Source organism: Alterotamlana spongicola, from assembly GCF_035818475.1.
Taxonomy (GTDB): Bacteria; Bacteroidota; Bacteroidia; order Flavobacteriales; family Flavobacteriaceae; genus Cognatitamlana.
In genome coordinates, this window is sequence record NZ_JAYMGV010000002.1 from 33,569 (window position 1) to 52,914 (window position 19,346).

The following is a 19,346-nucleotide window of genomic DNA, read 5'->3' on the forward strand; positions in this document are numbered from 1 at the left end:
TGAACATGATGAAATTAAAAAAAATAATATTAGGACTAGCTTTTGCAATAGGGCTTATATCCTGTGAAAGTTTAGATGTAGAGCCTCAAAGCTTTTATTCTGACGAGAATTTCTATAAAACTATAGAAGATGTTGAAGCTGCCATACTTTACGCCTATGATGCGCTTACTCTGGTAAGCTATGCTCCGGTAACGTATTATTTAGCAGAATTGGCTACAGACAATTGTAGTGTAAAACCTGATGAAGGTGCTGATGCGCAGGCCTTTGTTAATTGGGAAGTGACTTCTCAAAACGAATTGTTAACCCAGTTTTACAGATCAGTATATATAGCCATTAACCGTGCAAATGCTGTGATAGAAAATGTAGAAGGTAAAGGCTTTAACCCTCAGGATGAAAGACGCCTTTTGGGAGAAGCCCTGTTTTTAAGAGCATACAATCATTTTAATGTTGTTAAAGCATTTGGTCTGGCACCACTACAAAAATCCCTTATAGACAAATTAGATGAAACTACAGCTCCTTTACCGGAAGATATGGATGAGGTCTATACTTTTTTAATAGATGATTTAACAAAGGCTATTGATTATCTGGAAGTAAACAGGGTTGCCGGGAGAGCGGATAAAATTGCAGCGCAAGCCCTTTTGGCAAAAGTATATTTGTTTGCAGCTTCAGCAAAAGCGAGTGGTGTTCCAAAATATGATGCTGTAACAGAAAGTGCAGACAATCTTTATGCAAAAGCAGCAGAATATAGTGGTTATGTTTTAAATGGCCAGGGGGAGTACAACCATGATTTAAACTTGCAAAATATTTATGATGTTGAAAAACCAACGGGACCGGAACATATTTTTATTTTATCAATGGATCGTTTAGGAACTGAAGAAGGCAATTATTCAAAGCTTTCAAAATATTTTATTCCCTGGTTGGGTGGCGCAACGGTTTATCTGGCTAATAATGATAACTCTTATATAGCCACTCACGATGGCTGGAGTGTATTTCAAACCAATAGCGACTTATACAATTCATATGAAGCGACAGACAAACGTCGTAATGAATTAATAGTCTCTGAAATTTTCGATGAAAACGGCGTTTCAATAGGTACGATTGGTGATGGAACTATTCCATATCCGTTCACCAGAAAATACGTAGACCCTTCATTTCAAGGAGATAAAACAAGTACCAAGCCTTATTTAATTCGTTATTCAGATATACAATTGGTCTATGCCGAAGCTACGGCCAATACAGATGGACTGATTCATTATAATCAAATACGCAAAAGAGCTGGAGTAAGTGAGTTACCTGATCTTAGTGGTATATCTGTAGATGAGTTTAGAGATTTGGTTATAGAAGAACGTCAACGCGAATTTGCATATGAAGGTGATCGCCTTTGGGATTTAAGACGAAACAATATAGTTCAACAAGAAGTTGTAGAAGCAGCAGGGTTATCACCGGAAGCTGTGGCTTTTTATCCCATTCCTCAACGTGAGATAGATTTGAATCCAAACATTTAATTAAACTCAAAAGAAATGAAAAAAATATATAATATAGGTCTTACCATATTGGCTGTTTTTGCTTTTGCATGTACAGATAATCCTCTTGAAGAGGTAGAAGGAAAGGCTTGGCAAAAGGAACGAAATATAGTTTCAATTTTAGTTGAAGGACAAATAGGAACAGCTATTATAGAACGTAATTTTGATGAAGCCAAAATTAAAATCTTTGCCAAGGTAGAAAATATTGCAGATCTCTCTAAGGTTGAGATCAAGGACATTCAATTGTCTTATGGGGCAAGTACAATAAATGAAGCAGGAACTACACTGGATTTAACGGACGGAACAAGTACAATTTATGTAAAATCCGGAGCAGGAGAAACATTAGAATGGGAACTATCATTAAACTCGTTCAAATCAGATCTTGAAGGCACCTGGTATGTTGGAGATATTCGTATGTATTGCGATATGTTTACCTGGGAAAGCTGGGGATGGGAAAAAAACGAAAGTATATTTGGTTACCTTCCGGAATTAGGACCGGAATGGGATAACGAAATTATATTTACCGTAGAAGGCGCAGATGTAAACGGAAATCCTTTTGGAAACTATGAACATGGCCCGGGAAATAATGGTGAATACGGAAGCTTTGGAGATACAGGAAAAGGATGGGACTTTAATGAAAGGTTTCGTAAAATTCCAAAGGGAACAGGTACCTGGTTGAGAGATTTCGAGCGTAACAAATTGATCATCACAGATGCTCTCAATGTGGTACATGAAATTGACCTTGAGGTTTTAACAGATACAAACGAAGTTGTACTTAAAGCAGCTATTCCTTATTTAGCAGAACTTTTTGATTGGAATAATATAGACTGGAGCTATGAAGAATTAGCGCATATGTCTAACCCTATGTGGTATACATTAACAAGAGAGCGTATTCTTCAAAAGGGTAACAGTATAACCAGCCTGACAGTTAAAGACCAGGTTGGAGACACAGAAATAAATAATGATACTAAAGAAGTTACCGTAACTATTCCTGATAACGGAGCAGACTTATCAATGGTTGAAATTGAAAGTTTAGGGTTGCCCCTGGCAGCTACAGCTAGTATTTCAGCCGGAGAAACATTAGATTTTTCTAATAATAATGAAGCTAGTATTACGGTTACATCAGAATCGGGAGAAGCGGCTATATGGACTATAAAGCTGGTTATTCAAGTAGATCCGGGAGATTCAGCAATTGCCGGAACCTGGACCATACAACAAATAGGAATGTATTGTGATTTGTTTACCTGGGAATCCTGGGGATGGGATAAATATGAATCTATCAACAATTATTTATCAGCTGTAAATCCGGAGCTTGATAATACAATAACCTTCGTCTTTACAGGCGTTAACGGAGACGGAAATCAATATGGGACCTATGAAAATAATTCCGGTACTGATGGTGAGTATGGAGATTTTGTAGATACAGCTAAAGGCTGGGACTTTAATAACAGGTTCCGTAAAGTACCAACAGAGAGTGGCACCTGGGTTTTGGTAGATGATGTATTGACCATAACAGTAAACGGAGGAGCTGAGTATGTGCTTACCGTTGAGATAAAACCATCCAATACTGAAATAGCCTTAACATCTGAAGTAGAGTTTTTACCGGATAATTTTGATTGGGATGTTCAGGATTATAATTACGAAGAACTGGCTCATATGTCTAAAAAAATGTGGTATAACTTAATAAAATAAGAGATAAACCCAAATGTCAAGCCTTTTAAAGCTGGATATTATAATACAGTTGAAATGAAAAAAATGAAAATAAATAATATGATAACTATTCTGTTTTCACTCCTGCTAACCATTGTTGGATGTGATGATAATGAATTGAATTTTGATGATACCATAAAAAAGAATAGAGAACTAACCGTTACTGGTGACCTTATATCCAGCAATTTTATTGGAAATGGAGTACAATGGGGAGGCTATGATATGGTTCGAGTATGGTTGGGAACAGAAACCTTGAGTGATGCAGATTGGAATACCTTATTTCAAAGAATTGATTATATGCGCCCCCCGTTCTTAAGAATAATGACAACTGCAGAATGGTCTTATGATGATAACGGCGACTACGACGAAAATGCTAAAACCCAATCTCTTTTTAAAATGTTAGACTATGCCAAAAGTAGAAATATTGAGATTACCTATGGGGAATGGGGACATCATTACATTGGTGATATTGCAAATATTAATACGGATTGGATTGCAAACTCGGTAAAGTTCCTGAATCACTTGGTTAATGAAAAGGGGTATACCAATATTAAAACCATTAATATCATTAATGAACCAAACGGATATTGGGCCAGTACACAGGGAGATTATAATATTTACAGGAATGTACAGCTATTATACCTTGACGAAATGGAAAAGTATACTTTGTCAGGGGTTCAATTAATGGGGCCGGATATAGCCGTCTTTAATTCAGCTAGTCAAACGGAATGGATTACAAATACAGAAAATGATTTGGGAGAGCATATGGGCTTATATGATATTCATGTATATCCAAAACAGCAACTTGTGCGCAATGGAGACTTTGGTGAAATGCTGAGAAGTTACCGAAAAGTTACCCCTTCAGATAAACCGCTTGTTTTAGGAGAAATTGGCTTTAAATACACTGAAGTGGATGCCGACCTAAAAAGAGAAAATGAAGAAGCTATTGCAAATGATCCGTATGCAGGAGAAGATTCTAACATGATGGTCTATAAGGCTTTTTATGGCATTGATATGGCAGATGCATTAATTCAGGCTATGAGAGAAGGCTACTCAGGGTCATTGGTTTGGAATATGGATGATGCTATGTATAACAGTCCGGATAATGGTGATTATCAAACAGACAAATTAAAGCGCTGGGGGTTTTGGAATATCTTAGGAGAAGAGCATACCAATGATGCTTCAGATGAGGAGATCCGCCCATATTTTTATCCGGTGTCCCTTTTAACCCGTTATTTCCCAGCGGGAAGTAATATATATAATGTTGAATTGCCAAACAAAAAAGGAGTGCGCGCTGTTGTTGGGGAGTACAATGGTCAATATACAGTTGCTTTGGTTAACTCGCATTATACCACATATCAAATCGTTTTGAAATCAAATGCAATGGACAGCCTAATAGCAGATAAATACAGTTATAAATCCAATTCAGATGGCTCATTTATAGGAGATGTAGATGAAAACGGTTTTGCTACACCATCAGAAAAAGGAATGACGTTAAATTTTGAACAGGGGGTAGATATGACCCTTGAAGGCGAGTCGTTTATTCTATTTACCAATATGAATTAATGGTTAACATTTAAAAAGAACTTACCCATAAAAAAATAAAACTTAGTTAAAAATTTAGAAAAAATAATAGAGAATGAGTACTATTGAAGAGAAGAGAACAGGATTATTACGTTTAAAAAAGTATGAAAAGAATCCTATTTTTAGCCCAAACCCAGATAATTATTGGGAGAATATTGTAGTGTGTAACCCAGGCGTTTGGTATGAAGACGGTAAGTTTTCAATGCTTTACAGAGCTGCAGGAGATGATGAAGAACACTATATTAGATTTGGATTAGCCGAAAGTACCGATGGAATTAACTTTACAAGAGTTTCTGATAAACCTGTGTTTTCACCTAGTATTGACGGACCGGATATGGGCGGGGTAGAAGATCCCAGAATTGCAAAGTTTGGCGACGAATTTTACATCACTTATGCTTACAGGCCGTTCCCTCCGGGACAATATTGGAAATTTGCTCACGATGAAGTTCAGGCACCTGAATCTGGTGAAGATGCGCCTTTGGTATACAAGAAAAACGTAGCTAATTCTGGTTTGGCTATTTCAAAAGATTTAAAGACATTCAAAAGATTAGGACGAATTACAACATCAAACCTTGATGATAGGGATGTTATCCTGTTTCCTGAAAAAATCAATGGAAAATTTGCTATGCTCCACAGACCTAAAGAGTGGATTGGTGAAGCATATGGCCCGGTAAGACCGGCAATCTGGATTCGTTTTTCAGACGATTTAATGGTTTGGGAAGAAGAGAGTACGTTACTTATTGAAGGAAGAGAAGGTACCTGGGAAGAAAAAGTAGGAGGTAGTACACCGCCACTCAAAACCAAGGATGGATGGTTAGTTATTTATCATGGCGTTGAAAAGGGTGGGATTGGTTACTACCGCGTAGGAGCGGCTTTGCTGGATTTGGAGGACCCAACAAAAGTGATTGGCAGATTAGAAGATTGGATTATGGAACCTGAGCATGACTATGAGATTGAAGGGTATTATAATGGTTGCGTATTTCCAACAGGAAACATTATTATAGATGATACTTTGTATGTATATTATGGCGCTGCAGATAAATATATAGGATTGGCAACCTGTAATGTAAGTGATTTATTAAAAGAATTAAAAAAATAAAATGAACAGACATTTTGAGTTAGTCTTTTTTACTGTTTTTTCCCTTTTAATAACCGGCTGTGTTAATATTAGCGAAAAAAAAGCTGACATTGACATAGCATTTACATCATCAAATGTAGTAAACCATCAATTTATGGGCCATGGGGTACAGTGGTCTGCCTACCCGCATGCTGATTCAGAAGATGCAGAATGGGGGTTTTTGATGACTGATGAAAAATGGAAAACCTTATATAAGCGGTTGGATTATGTAAACCCTAATATCATTAGGGTTATGGATATGGCCACATGGAGGTATTTTAAAGGAGTAGATGAAAACGGCGAACCTATATTGGATTTTTCAACTCAGGAAGTAAAAAGCCTTTTTAAGTTATTAGATTATTGTCAGTTGAATAAAATTCCGGTTTTGTTTGGTGAATGGGGCGCTCCTGGTTTTTGGGATGTTGATAAAACAAAGAAAAGTGTATTTAGAGCAGATGATGACCGATGGATTTCCATGATTACAAAGTATCTGGATTTTTTAATTGTTACAAAAGGCTATACCTGTATTAAATACTATAATCTGGTTAATGAACCCAATGGTTATTGGGCTTCAACAGATGGAGATTGGGAGCAATGGAGAGCAGGTTATATAAAACTTGGGGAAGCATTAAAAGCATCGGGTTTAGACAAGTATGTTTCGCTTTCCGGCCCGGATGCCGTAACACAGTGGAACCATCCAACACACCCTAAAAAAGCACATGATTGGGTATATTCAACAGTAACAGAACTTGATTCTATAACGGCATTATATGATTTTCACATTTATGCAGATCAGGATTTAATTAGAACAGGGAATTTTATCCCTTATTTAGAACCCTTTACAACCGCAATAGGAAAAACTAATAAACCACTGGTTCTTGGAGAGTTGGGGATGAAATATAACGGAGATTTAAAAGAAGAGAATAAAAGAAGAGGAGAAGCAGATCCCCATGCTGGTCCTGAGGATTCCTCTATGTTTGTTTATGATTATTTTTACGGAGTGGATATGGCAGATGCTGCTATCCAAAGCATGTTAGCAGGTGTTAGTGGAACTATAGCATGGGACTTGGATGATGCTATGCATACCGTTGGCGATTTAGGTGAAAAAGACCAGCTAAAAAAATGGGGTATGTGGAATATTTTAGCTGAAGAATTTGGGAACTTAGAAGCAGATAAAATGCCAAGGCCCTGGTCTTATTCTTGGACGTTGCTTTGCAACTTATTTCCACCAGAATCTGAAATTTACAAACCTGAATTTTCAATTGTAAATGATAGGATACGTGCTGTTGCATCAAGGTATAATGATACATTTTCAGTGGCTTTGGTAAATCAGTCAGACACTTCAAAAACGATTAATATCAAACCTGAGATATTTTCAAAGAATCAATCACTTTATCAATATGAATATTCAGAAACTAACAGGCCGATTAATTCAGAAGGGTTTCCTGTAGCAACAAAACGTATTGATTTTGATTCTAAAAACAAAGACATTATTGTTACTGTTAATGACAATAGTGTTGTCTTTCTAAGCACAATTTTAATTAAATAGCCCAAAGGGTTTATCAAGATATTATGGAATATAATTTAGGGATTGTAGATGTTACAGTACTGGTAATATACTTTATTTTTATAGTTTGGTTTGGTATTAAATCATCCAAAAAGGGTAGTAGCTCAACAAGTGATTATTTTTTGGCAGGTAGAAATATGACATGGCCAATTATTGGGTTTTCATTATTTGCCGCAAGTATATCAAGTACAACTTTAATAGGTAAGAGTGGCGACGCGTATTCTACCGGAATAGCAGTATTTAACTATGATTTAATTTCTGTATTGGTCATGGTATTTTTTGCCATGTTCTTTTTACCATTTTATATTAAATCCGGAATTTTTACCATTCCAGAATTTCTGGAGAGACGATTTGACAAACGATCACGATATTATTTCTCATTTATAACATTAATGGGGTCTACATTTTTAGACGCTGCAGGAGCTTTGTATGCAGCTTCACTATTGATGAAATTGGTTTTTCCAACATTGTCAATCATGGAATTGTCGGTGATTTTTGCACTAATAGTAGCAGCTTATACCATTCCGGGAGGTTTATCAGCAGCTATAAAAGTAGATCTTGTTCAGGGAATACTATTATTGGTTGGAACATTCATTCTAACCTTTTTAGCTATGAATAATGGTGGGTTGGATTATTTGAAAAACTTACTTTTAGAAGGCGATTATATGATGAAATTAATTCGCCCCATGAACGATTCCTCCGTACCTTGGTTAGGAATGATTGTTGGAATTCCAATTCTGGGATTCTATTTCTGGGGAAATAATCAAATGCTGGTACAACGTGTACTAACAGCCAGATCTATAGATCATGGAAGAAAAGGGGTTTTATTGGTAGGCTTTTTAACCGTATCTCTAATTTTCATTATTATTTTTCCGGCGGTAATAGGAAAGTACTTGTTTCCGGGTTTGCCAAAAAATGATATGGTTTACCCTAAATTGGTAATAGAGTTAATGCCTACAGGGCTATTAGGGTTAATGCTGGCAGCTATGGTTGCTGCTTTAACCTCATCACTAAGTGCATTGTTAAATTCTGTAGCTACACTTTTTACTATGGATTTCTATACCAAGTTTAAAAAAGAGGCCTCACAAAAAGAACAGGTTTATGTTGGTAAAATAGTTTCGGTGATTGTTTTAGTTCTCGCAGTACTTTGGGTGCCATTCATTTCAAAATTTGATTCATTGCTGAAATACTATCAGGAAATGCTAACCTATATAGCTCCTCCCGTTGTAGCTGTATTCTTTTTGGGTGTATTTTGGAAACGCATTAACAGACATGGCGCCTTTTGGGGGTTAATAGGAGGTGCTTTTGCAGCCGCAGCTACAATAATAGCCAAGGTGTCTTTTAATTATGACCTTTTAGGAGATATTCACTTCCTGCTCAAGGTACCGTTCTATTTTGTATTTAGTGTCATTATCATTATTGCGGTAAGCTTGCTTTCAAAGGCAGATGATGAATCAAAGATCAAAGATTTAATATGGACCAAAAAGATATATCATGAAGAATCAAAAGAACTTATTGGTGTACCGTTCTACAAAAACTTTAGGGTTTGGTCTGTAGTGCTGATAGTATTTTGCTTTGTGGTGCTTTACATTTATCAATAATAGATATATTTAACATCATATAATGAGAATTTTATTTAAAGAAGAAAGTGTTAGTGTTAACACTATTAAAAATACTAAGAGTTATGAAGATTAAAATTTTAGTCATAATAGTATTGGTTTTATTCACAAAGACTATGTTTTCACAAGATCCTAATTTTCATATTTATTTGTGTTTTGGACAGTCTAATATGGAAGGATCTGCAGCTATAGAAGCCCAGGACAAAACAACACACAGTCGTTTCTTGGCCTTACAGGCATTAGATTGCGAGAACCTTCTTAGAAAAAAGAATATATGGTATCCGGCAATCCCGCCTTTGAGTCAATGTTATACAGGCTTGTCTCCTGCAGATTATTTTGGAAAAACTATGATAAAGTATTTACCCGATAGCATTAAAGTAGGAGTTATAAATGTTGCTGTTGGTGGAAGTGATATTAGGCTTTTTGATAAGGCTATCTATAAGAATTATACGGCAATGTATCCGGCAGAATGGTTTGATAAAAAAATTAGGGACTATGGTGGTAATCCGTATAAGCATTTCATTAATTTGGCTAAACAGGCACAAAAGGATGGTGTGATAAAAGGCATTTTATTACATCAGGGAGAAGCAAATCAAGATGATGAAAAGTGGCCGGAATATGTTAAAACGGTTTACAATAATATACTGGAAGATTTGTCTTTAAAGGCAGAAGAAACACCACTATTGGCAGGAGAGTTAGTTCATAAAGAGCAAAACGGTGTATTTAGCAGTATGAATTCCATTATCAATATACTTCCGGAAGTAATTCCTACCGCATATGTTATATCATCAAAAGGCTGTGAAGTTAGTGATGATAATGTACATTTTAATACAGCAGGAGTAAGAGAGTTAGGAAAGCGTTATGCTGTGAAGATGTTATCACTGAAGGAGTAGGAGGTAAATTTTTATTCTGAAAAACTATATACTCAGGCACCATGATGTTTACTCTAAAGCATTGAGGGAAAAACATAGAGAATATATTGGGTGTTATCATGTTTTGCAACACCCATAAAGAAACTACCTATTTTATATTTAATTCATAGGAAGCATCAGTCCTGTGGGAGCTTCAGAAAGAATGAGTTCAAATTATAAAGTGTTTGAAATCAGTATTTTCAATAACTTCATAAAACAATAAGTTTTCAACATTATTTAGTCATAAAAGTACTTTTCCCGAAAGTACCTTTACTGTAGTTTATTAATCTTTAACATTGAAAATATGTATTATAAAATTACACGATTAAAGTGTCTTGAAACACTTACAAAGAAAATGGTCCTTATTATGGGAGGCTTGTTAATAACAGGAAGTATAGCCTTTGGGCAAGATACAGTTATTGATTTTGAAACACCTTCAGAATATCAACATTTAGCATGGGAAGGCATAGCAGAAGTTGTTACCAATCCAAATTCCGGAGGGATCAATACCTCCTCAAATGTTGCGAAATATACAGTACCGGCAGGGAAATCATGGGGAAATGCTTCGGTGGTTATAATTAATAATGCACTAAATTATAAAGACCTTGATAATATTCAATTTAGTGTGATAGCACCATCAGCTACTTTAATGTATGCAAAACTGGAGCTTGATGGAGTTGGTGGCGTAGCTGAAGCATATGTTACCCCGGGCTCCGATTCCGGTTGGCAATTGGTGACCTTAAACTTTACTGCCCTTGGAGGAGTGGATGTCAATACGGCTACATATGATAAGTTTACATTTTTCTTTAATGTTAATGATAATACTGGTGGTGAAGCATGGCATTTTGATAATATTTCAGTACAAAATAAGGTGCTAAGTGTTGAGGATGTTAGTTATGAGGCAGGACAATTTTATCCAAATCCAGTTAGAGATGTGTTGTTTTTTAAAGGACAAGATCGTTTTAAGGATAGTGTTGAGATGTCAATATATAGTATAACAGGCCAGCTTTTAAAATCATCAAAAAGTACTTCGGTTGATGTCTCAGATATCAGTAAAGGAGTATATCTGGCTGCAATAGAAAATAAGCTAGGGCAAAAAACAATAAGAAAGTTTATTAAAGAATAAGTTAATAGCAGTGATGTAAATAGCACTGATGCAATAATTTTTTGTATCGGTGCTTTTTTATATAATTCGTGAGAAAATAAAATGAAGACCATGAAAGGATATCCAATAAAATTTGAACCCATTTTAAAAGAACGCATTTGGGGTGGAGAGAAGTTAGTCAGTACCTTTAAGAAGTCATCCGCTAAGACCAATATAGGAGAGAGTTGGGAGATATCAGATGTAGAAGGTGATATATCAGTGGTTTCAAACGGGGCCTTAAAAGGACAATCACTAAGAGATCTGATCAGCACCTATAAAGGTGAATTTGTAGGGGATAAGGTTTACAAACAATTTGGAGACGCCTTTCCCATATTGATCAAGTTCATTGATGCCAAAACCCCTTTATCTATCCAGGTACATCCCAATAATGAGTTGGCAAAATCCAGGCATAACTCCTTTGGGAAGAATGAGATGTGGTATATCATGGATACAGATAAAGACGCAGAACTCATAGTAGGGTTTAATAAAGCCGTATCCCAAGAGGAATATGTAGAAGCATTGCATAAGGGCAAGCTCTTAGATATTTTAAATACAGAAAAGATAAAGACAGGAGATACTTTTTATATTCCTACAGGACGGGTACATGCCATAGGAGTAGGGACAGTATTGGCAGAGATCCAGCAAACCTCAGATATTACCTACCGGATCTATGATTATGAACGGGTAGACGCCTCAGGCAACCAAAGGGAGTTGCATACGGAACAGGCACTGGAGGCCATAGATTATCAATTATATGACAATTACAAAACAGATTATGCAGTAGAAGCAAACCAGTCCTCAAAATTGGTACATTCGCCTTATTTTAAGACAGATATTATTCAATTAAGGGGGGCGTTAGAGAAAGATTATAGGGCGTTGGATTCGTTTGTGATCTATATGTGTGTAGAAGGCGAATTTGAAATAGTCCACGATAATGAGGTCATGCCAGTCAATACAGGAGAAACTATTTTGTTACCGGCAACAGTTGAAGCCGTTAAATTACGATCAGAATCTGCCAGAATTCTGGAAGTGTATCTGTAGTATGTTTATGGACCAATGACGCCGAAAATAGAGCGGATAGTTGATTTGAACCAACGCTTGCCGTATTTTCCGAAAGATCCTGGGCCAGTCCTAGAGAAGCGTCTATAGATCATTTTAAACATAAGTATAATACTATTGGAAAGACTATTAACAGTAAATAAAGTTTATCAGAAGAAGTATCAATTAGCAACAGGTTAAGTAAACAAGTCTTTGGGCCTAAGAAAAATTCAGGCTTATATAAAACTAAGTTGAGCGTTTTGTTTTTAGAAAATCTGATTTGGAAAAGAAAAGTGTAAAAACACTTTCGTTCTTAAATCCTTTGCGAATTTTTTTAAAAGCGATCCGTATTTGGGACTCAACAGTTTTTATAGAAATATCCAATTGAGTAGCTATTTCCTTATATTTTAAACCTTCCACCTTATTAAGCCTAATGATTTCTTGGCATTTAGGAGGAAGGTTACTAATGATTAATTTAAGCTTTTCAATTCGCTTTTCTTGAACCTCATTATCTTCTGCTATACGATTACGCAAGGAAATCTCCCATAATTCTTCAAGTAGCTTACTCCGTTTCTTTTTGGTCTTTATACTATCAATATATTTGTTGTAAGCAATGGTGTATAAGTAGTTTTTTGGTGATTTATCAGATGCCAGTTTATCCCTGTTTTCCCAAAAACTAATAAAAGTTTGCTGTACTATATCCTCGGCTTGGAGCTTATTAAAGGTATGAGAAGTTATAAAGACTACCAAAAGATTATAATATCTATCAAAAAGACATTTAAAGCCAGATTTATCACCGCTTTTAAGTGCTTTTACAGCTTCAATATCATTCATGTTTGGTTGTTAGTTAGTCGGAGAATATGTTGTAATGGGAATGTAATATTAAAAAAAATTAATAATTTTTTAAGGGTTTTTTTGAGTTTTATAGTAAAATAAATATAAAACCTTAAACATTTCACAGTGAAAACCCTTATTCATAAGTTTATTGATGGTACCATATCGGCAGAGGAACTGTTAGTTCTCCATGAAAAACTAAAGGATGAACATCATCAAAATGAACTGAAATCTTTTGTTAGGGATAATTATGATCTTAACTTGGCTTTGATACAAAGTAATATTGATGATGCCTACAAGAAAGTAACACATGCCATAAAGGATCAACAGCCTTCAAGACCATTAAGAAAACTAGTTCCCAACTGGGTAAAATATGCAGCCGTAGCTGTAGTCTTTATTGCAGTTGGTTATATCTATCAACAAAATTCACAGTCCTTAAAATCCCAAGTGCCTGTTACAATTGTTCCAGGTGAAGAACCTATTACTTTAGAATTGGATAACGGCAAGATCATAACTCTTGACCTGTCACAAAATAAGGTGGTTGCAGACTCCAAAGGCAAAGTTATTGGAAAACAAAATGAAGATCAATTGAATTATTCTTCAAAAAGTGATGCTTCAGAGTTAGTTTACAACACCTTGAAAGTACCCTATGGTAAACAGTTTGAATTAGTTCTTTCTGATGGGACAAAGGTTTTTTTGAATGCCGGAACAGAACTTAGATACCCGGTTAGCTTTATCAAAGGACAAGATCGCTTGGTTTATTTAGAAAGTGGGGAAGTGTTTATGGATGTTACCCAGAATAAGGCACAGCCCTTTATAGTCAATACTGATGGTCTAAATATAGAAGTGCTGGGTACAGAATTTAATGTATCTTCTTATCCGGAAGATAAAGATATTGCCGTGGTACTTGTTGAAGGATTAGTGGGGCTGACCTCCAAAAAATCTGCAAAAAAAGATATGGTAAAGCTCATTCCCGGACAACTTGGAGCCGTAAACAGGGCATCGCAGGAGATTGAAGTTGAAAAGGTAAACATCAATATTTATACGGCCTGGATGAGTGGTCATTTGTTTTTTAGAAACGAAAGCTTTGACAATATACTAACCAAATTGGAGCGCCATTATAATGTGGAGATAGAAAATGAAAATGCCGAATTAGGAAAAATACATTTTGACGCTAGTTTCAACAAAATTGAAATTGATAGTGTATTGAGTTTTTTCAATGATTCCTATAAGATTGATTATACTATAGAGAACAATAAGGTATATATTAAATAACAATAACAAATTATTATTAACTAACTAAACAAACGTAAAATATGACTAAAACTTAAACTATCTGAATGCTTCCTTTTAATAAAAAACCGGAAAACGCTTCACCATTTTCCGGCTATTAAATAGGATTGACTAATGTATTATTAATCAACCATTAAAAAACAACTAAATGTATGAAAAAAATACGTGATATAAAGAAGGTTTCTTTACCTTCTTTTGAATTTGACTTAAAGATGAAACTAACGACTTTATTTTTATTTTCGATCTTGTTTGGAATGTATGCCAATGAGAGCTATTCGCAAAAAACAAAAATAAGTCTGGATTTTGAAAATGCAACCATTCGAGAGATCATAGATCAAATTGAGTTTTCTACCGATTTTAGATTTATATATGCCACAAGAGACATTGACCTAAATAGAGAAGTGTCTGTAATAGCATCACAGGAGAAAATCAAGGAAATTCTTTTAAAAATGTTTGATGGAACCAACACAAATTATAAGGTTAGAGGTGTCCATGTTATATTAAAGAAAGGAAAAAGACGAAAGAAACCCATTTCAACCCAAAGTGCTGAGGTCGAGCAGGATCCAATTACCATTACAGGAGTTATAACAGATACCAATGGTCAACCCTTGGCTGGTGCAAGCATCCTAGAGAAAAATACCTCTAACGGTGCGCAAACAGATTTTGATGGTAACTATACCATTACAGTTGCAAGTAGTAACTCAGTATTGCACATCTCATATCTTGGCTATAAAACCGCAGAGGTTACCGTAGGGAATAGAACCAATATCAACCAGTCTCTCCAGGAAGATTCTCTAAACCTAAATGAGATTGTGGTAACCGGATATGGATCAGAACTAAGCAGGGATAAGATTACCGGCGCTATAGCCCAAATTGGTAAGGAGGAGTTTGAAAGCCAGCCTCTGTTTAAGGTAGATCAAGCTTTACAGGGCAGAATAGCAGGTGTTGCAGTGACACAAAATAGTGGGTCTCCGGGACGTGGCATGCGTATCAGGGTAAGGGGGGCAAACTCTATTACCTCAGGAAACGATCCCTTATATGTTATAGATGGGCTTATGGGAGTAGATATCAACACGGTAAACGCTGCCGATATTGAAACCATTACCGTATTAAAGGATGCCAGCTCCCTGGCCATATACGGAAGCAGGGGGTCTAATGGAGTGGTGATAATAACGACCAAAAGATCTAGAAGTGATAACCCAGTGGTCACTCTGGAGAGTTTCCTGAGTGTAGAATCGGTTATTAATACTATAGACGTGGTTAGTGGTGATCAATTCAACCAAATAATACTGGATAGTGGAGGAACGCCAAATGGTTCTTCAAACACGGATTGGCAAGATGCCGTTTACAGAACCGGAATTGTTCAAAATTATAATCTTTCTGTAGGAGGTAACTTTAGTAAAGTAAATTATTATGTATCAGGTAATTTGGTAGATCATGAAGGTATGGTGAAAAACAGTAGCTATAAAAGATATGCCATAAGAACCAATTTAGATGGAGATATATCAGATAAGTTGAGGTTTAATTTAAATCTTTACGCAAGTAGAGAAAAAGGCCATAACAATAACCTTGAGGGAGGTGCCGGAGATGGTTTTTTCCGTGTATTGGTTAATGTAGACCCAAACCAACCGGTAGATTTTACGGGAGTGACTCCCAATAATACAAGAGCTAATCCGCTGGAGATTTTAAATACCAAAGAAGAGAATAGGTTTACCAATAATTTTCAGGGTAATTTAGGATTTGACTGGGAAATAACAGAACCGTTGACCTTGTCTGTATCAGGTGGTACCACGGTAGTTGACCGTCAAATGAAACTATGGCTTCCAGCTACAGGTGTAGCTGACGTTTCTACCGCAAGTTCAGGAAGAGGGTTTCAGGAAAATCTTAGTACTCAATTTGTTACCAAATTAGCTTATGATAAGGATTTTGGAGACCATAGTCTTCTGGCCGAAGGACTTTTTGAAGAACTTAATTTAAATTCAGAGTTTTTCGTAATAAATTCCTCAGATTTTTTCACCACGGCAGGAGGTATAGACAATTTGGCCATTCCGGCTACTAACTTACCCCGATCTGGAGTAACTCTTGACCGGTTGATAAGGTCATTCATGTTTAGGGTTAACTATAATTACAAGGAAAAGTATTTTCTAACCGCTACCTTAAGAAGGGATGCATCTAACGTGTTTCCGGTTCACAATGCGGCAACCTTCCCTTCTATTGGAGCAGCCTGGAATATTACAAGCGAAGATTTTATGCAAGACCAACAGTTGTTCAATAGTATTAAGCTAAGAGCAGGATGGGGAGAGACCGGTAATCAAAACATTCCTTCATTCTCTTCATTATCTTCGTTGAATACAGACCTACAAGGTTGGTTAACGGCAGGAACAAATAATGATATTGAAGGTCTTTCAGTAGCTGCAGGACCTCCAATAAGATTAGATAACCCGGAATTGAGATGGGAAACTACAACTCAAACCAATGTGGGATTAGATATGGCCTTATTGAATAATAGATTAGGATTTACCTTTGATTATTATAAAAAGGAAACCACAGACTTGTTGTTGGACAACAACGTACCAAACGTACTGGTAGGACCATCTATCCAGCAACAGAATGTTGGAAAAGTGGAAAATAAAGGATTTGAAATAGGTATAACGGCAAACCCTATTTCCAGTGAGGATGGGTTGAATTGGGATTTGGCATTTAACCTATCTAGAAATAAAAATGAGGTTACCGAGTTATTTGGAGATACAGATTTCATACTTTTTGGAGAAGGGTTTAGACATACGCTTACCTCCAGAGTAGAAATAGGGGAACCTCTGGGAACTTTTAACGGGGCTACTTTCTTGGGAGTTGATGAGTCAAACGGAGATCCTATTTATGAAGAAGATGGAAGTGGAAATGTCGTATTAAGAGCAATAGGTGATCCAAACCCAGACTATACCTTTGGTTTCAATAACACCTTTACGTATAAGAATTTTGATTTAAACATATTTATTAACGGAAGTCAAGGTAATGAGATTTTGAATTTACAAAAAGCGTTTTCATCAAGAGGTGATGCTTGGTTACCGTATGGAACACATCCCGATTTGGTAAATGCATGGACGTCCTCTAATACCAGCAGTAATATTCCGGCTAATAGTTCGGGATCTATCAGAGCCTATGCTTCAAATTTTGTAGAGGATGGATCCTTTATAAGAATTAAAAACATAACCTTGGGTTACAATTTAGGAGAATCAATGTTGGAGAGTATTGGACTGGTAAGCGCAAAATTTTATGTGAGTATGCAGAACGTAGCAACCTTTACAGATTATTCTGGATTAGATCCTGAATTGAGTGGGTTTAGAAGAGGCGGTAATGACTTTGAACCGGCCACCCAGGCTGATAATGCAAAGGGTGTGGATTGGGGATCATTCCCATTACCAAGAACATTTACAGTAGGCGTTAATTTATCATTTTAACTAAAAAACAAAGAGATGTTAAAAAAAATAGAAAATACTTATTTACGACTCGCAAATATTTCCATCTTAGTTGTTATTTTGATAGCAGTATCTTGCGATAAAATAGAAGAAGACCCTAGGGGGTTAGTTAGTTCAGAAACCTTCTTTAAAACTACCGCAGATATGGAAGCGGCAGTAAATGGGCTGTACGGAGAAGTTACAGTTTATTTTAGTACAGTGAATGCAAGGCGACCAGTGTTTGGAGGTGATGATATTACCGCAGGTTTTAGTCCATATACAGATTTTGATGTGTTAAGACCCGTATCAACAGATGGTCAGTTGAACAGCTTTAATTGGGAGCCATTATTTAGTACCATATACAAATGCAACTGGCTAATAGAAGGTTATGAGAATAATATAGCTAATGTAGAAGCCGGTGATAAGGCGTTTTGGGATCAAGCTGTGGCACAGGCGTATTTCTGGAGAGGCTTTAGTTATTTCTTTTTGGTAAGAACTTTTGGAACTGTGCCTTTAATTACAGATAATGAAATTACCGGAGAGCCCGTAGTATTGAGTACCTTTAAGGAAATTTATGATCAGATTGTTGAAGATTTATCCAAGGCCTCAAATGATTTACCCCACTCATGGTCAGGTGAAGATGGTGGTAGGATTGATGCATACGGAGCTAAAGGGCTTTTAGCTTTAGCCTATTTAACAGGGGCAGGCTTTCCGCTTGGAGATACCTCGTATCCGGCTTTGGCCCTGGCAACGGCAAAAGATGTAATTGACAATAGTGGTCATAACTTGCTGGCAAATTATGCTGACCTCTGGCTAGGGGCTGCCTCCGATAATGGGCTAGAAGGTGTTTTAGAACTACAATTTAGCGATACCAATGGTGATTGGGTAGGAGACCCTTGGACGGGTAACTTTGTAATGGGCTTTGCCAGTACACCATCTCAAATGGATGTTTCCGGAGGAAGCTGGGTTGAACAATACTCAGAACTTTCTTTCTTTAATGAATTCCCAGCCGGTCCGCGTAAAGATGCAACCTTTCTTTTGGAAGCTCCAATAGGAGGCGTTTTAACCCCTTGGACAGATTGGGTAGAAGAGCATCCGCATTATAAAAAGTATGCAAATCCCGATTTAAGGGACGGTGGAAATGACTTTGATGCCAATTTATACATCATTCGGTTTGCAGAAGTGCTGTTGATTTCTGCAGAAGCACAGGCCATGATTGAAGGTGGAACCACGTCTGATGCATTTGCACTAAACGCATTCAATATGGTAAGAAGGAGAGCAGCAGGATTGCCTTTTGATACTCCAGATGCAGGAGATGCGGTTTCTATAAATGTAGATGATATAATTGCAGAACGGGCCTGGGAGCTGGCATCAGAATATTCAAGATGGTTTGATATGGTTAGAACACAAACCATAGATGAAACCATTGCCAAAAGAGACCCGGCAGATAACCCAATTACAGGGCCAACCTTAACTGAATCTAATCCATGGATACCAATTCCGGATGTTGTTGTTCAGTTACATCCCGGTTTGAAGAAGTAGTAGTTTTGA

Annotated in this window: 13 protein-coding genes; 12 read left to right on the forward strand and 1 reads right to left on the reverse strand. The window is 36.6% G+C overall.

Annotation, left to right across the window (positions count from 1 at the left end; translation table 11 throughout):
- The first annotated feature begins 5 nt into the window (after window positions 1–5).
- From VOI54_RS12610 to VOI54_RS12650, 9 genes are all read left to right on the forward strand, one after another.
- Window positions 6–1,505, forward strand: a complete 1,500-nt coding sequence (locus VOI54_RS12610; RefSeq protein WP_326283190.1) for a RagB/SusD family nutrient uptake outer membrane protein — start codon at window positions 6–8, stop codon at window positions 1,503–1,505.
- 15 nt (window positions 1,506–1,520) lie between these two features.
- Window positions 1,521–3,215 carry a hypothetical protein gene (locus VOI54_RS12615; protein WP_326283191.1) on the forward strand — a complete coding sequence of 565 codons (1,695 nt, stop codon included), beginning with the start codon at window positions 1,521–1,523 and terminating at the stop codon, window positions 3,213–3,215.
- Between the two features lie 63 nt (window positions 3,216–3,278).
- Window positions 3,279–4,799 (forward strand): hypothetical protein, encoded by a 1,521-nt coding sequence (locus VOI54_RS12620; RefSeq protein WP_326283192.1) that lies wholly within the window; start codon window positions 3,279–3,281, stop codon window positions 4,797–4,799.
- 73 nt (window positions 4,800–4,872) lie between these two features.
- Window positions 4,873–5,916: a glycoside hydrolase family 130 protein gene (locus VOI54_RS12625; protein ID WP_326283193.1), complete on the forward strand. Its 1,044-nt coding sequence runs from the start codon at window positions 4,873–4,875 to the stop codon at window positions 5,914–5,916.
- Window position 5,917: 1 nt separating this feature from the next.
- Window positions 5,918–7,483 (forward strand): hypothetical protein, encoded by a 1,566-nt coding sequence (locus VOI54_RS12630; protein ID WP_326283194.1) that lies wholly within the window; start codon window positions 5,918–5,920, stop codon window positions 7,481–7,483.
- A gap of 23 nt (window positions 7,484–7,506) precedes the next feature.
- The gene (locus tag VOI54_RS12635; RefSeq protein WP_326283195.1) at window positions 7,507–9,102 is read left to right on the forward strand and encodes a sodium:solute symporter; all 1,596 of its coding nucleotides are present in this window, start codon (window positions 7,507–7,509) and stop codon (window positions 9,100–9,102) included.
- A gap of 83 nt (window positions 9,103–9,185) precedes the next feature.
- Window positions 9,186–10,013, forward strand: coding sequence for a sialate O-acetylesterase (locus VOI54_RS12640; protein WP_326283196.1), 828 nt, complete (start codon window positions 9,186–9,188; stop codon window positions 10,011–10,013).
- A gap of 322 nt (window positions 10,014–10,335) precedes the next feature.
- The gene (locus VOI54_RS12645; protein ID WP_326283197.1) at window positions 10,336–11,157 is read left to right on the forward strand and encodes a T9SS type A sorting domain-containing protein; all 822 of its coding nucleotides are present in this window, start codon (window positions 10,336–10,338) and stop codon (window positions 11,155–11,157) included.
- 90 nt (window positions 11,158–11,247) lie between these two features.
- Window positions 11,248–12,216, forward strand: a complete 969-nt coding sequence (locus tag VOI54_RS12650; RefSeq protein ID WP_326283198.1) for a type I phosphomannose isomerase catalytic subunit — start codon at window positions 11,248–11,250, stop codon at window positions 12,214–12,216.
- A gap of 243 nt (window positions 12,217–12,459) precedes the next feature.
- On the opposite strand, the gene VOI54_RS12655 is transcribed toward VOI54_RS12650, so the two are convergent.
- On the reverse strand, window positions 12,460–13,047 hold the full coding sequence (locus VOI54_RS12655) for an RNA polymerase sigma factor (RefSeq protein WP_326283199.1): 588 nt from the start codon (window positions 13,045–13,047) through the stop codon (window positions 12,460–12,462).
- 126 nt (window positions 13,048–13,173) lie between these two features.
- Between VOI54_RS12655 and VOI54_RS12660 the strand changes: the two genes are divergently transcribed.
- The 3 genes from VOI54_RS12660 to VOI54_RS12670 all read left to right on the forward strand — a co-directional run bounded on the left by VOI54_RS12660 (window position 13,174) and on the right by VOI54_RS12670 (window position 19,337).
- Window positions 13,174–14,322, forward strand: coding sequence for a FecR family protein (locus VOI54_RS12660; RefSeq protein ID WP_326283200.1), 1,149 nt, complete (start codon window positions 13,174–13,176; stop codon window positions 14,320–14,322).
- A 170-nt stretch (window positions 14,323–14,492) separates the two neighbouring features.
- Window positions 14,493–17,798, forward strand: coding sequence for a SusC/RagA family TonB-linked outer membrane protein (locus tag VOI54_RS12665; RefSeq protein WP_326283201.1), 3,306 nt, complete (start codon window positions 14,493–14,495; stop codon window positions 17,796–17,798).
- A gap of 15 nt (window positions 17,799–17,813) precedes the next feature.
- Window positions 17,814–19,337, forward strand: a complete 1,524-nt coding sequence (locus VOI54_RS12670) for a RagB/SusD family nutrient uptake outer membrane protein (RefSeq protein ID WP_326283202.1) — start codon at window positions 17,814–17,816, stop codon at window positions 19,335–19,337.
- The last annotated feature ends 9 nt before the right edge of the window (window positions 19,338–19,346 follow it).

Bases quoted from the DNA above. Each gene is read 5' to 3' on its own strand.
- VOI54_RS12615 (WP_326283191.1), top strand. From the start codon at position 1,521: ATGAAAAAAATATATAATATAGGTCTTACCATATTGGCTGTTTTTGCT.
- VOI54_RS12610 (WP_326283190.1), top strand. From the start codon at position 6: ATGATGAAATTAAAAAAAATAATATTAGGACTAGCTTTTGCAATAGGG.
- VOI54_RS12665 (WP_326283201.1), top strand. From the start codon at position 14,493: ATGAAAAAAATACGTGATATAAAGAAGGTTTCTTTACCTTCTTTTGAA.
- VOI54_RS12640 (WP_326283196.1), top strand. From the start codon at position 9,186: ATGAAGATTAAAATTTTAGTCATAATAGTATTGGTTTTATTCACAAAG.
- VOI54_RS12630 (WP_326283194.1), top strand. From the start codon at position 5,918: ATGAACAGACATTTTGAGTTAGTCTTTTTTACTGTTTTTTCCCTTTTA.
- VOI54_RS12650 (WP_326283198.1), top strand. From the start codon at position 11,248: ATGAAAGGATATCCAATAAAATTTGAACCCATTTTAAAAGAACGCATT.
- VOI54_RS12620 (WP_326283192.1), top strand. From the start codon at position 3,279: ATGAAAATAAATAATATGATAACTATTCTGTTTTCACTCCTGCTAACC.
- VOI54_RS12625 (WP_326283193.1), top strand. From the start codon at position 4,873: ATGAGTACTATTGAAGAGAAGAGAACAGGATTATTACGTTTAAAAAAG.
- VOI54_RS12645 (WP_326283197.1), top strand. From the start codon at position 10,336: ATGTATTATAAAATTACACGATTAAAGTGTCTTGAAACACTTACAAAG.
- VOI54_RS12655 (WP_326283199.1), bottom strand. From the start codon at position 13,047: ATGAATGATATTGAAGCTGTAAAAGCACTTAAAAGCGGTGATAAATCT.
- VOI54_RS12670 (WP_326283202.1), top strand. From the start codon at position 17,814: ATGTTAAAAAAAATAGAAAATACTTATTTACGACTCGCAAATATTTCC.
- VOI54_RS12635 (WP_326283195.1), top strand. From the start codon at position 7,507: ATGGAATATAATTTAGGGATTGTAGATGTTACAGTACTGGTAATATAC.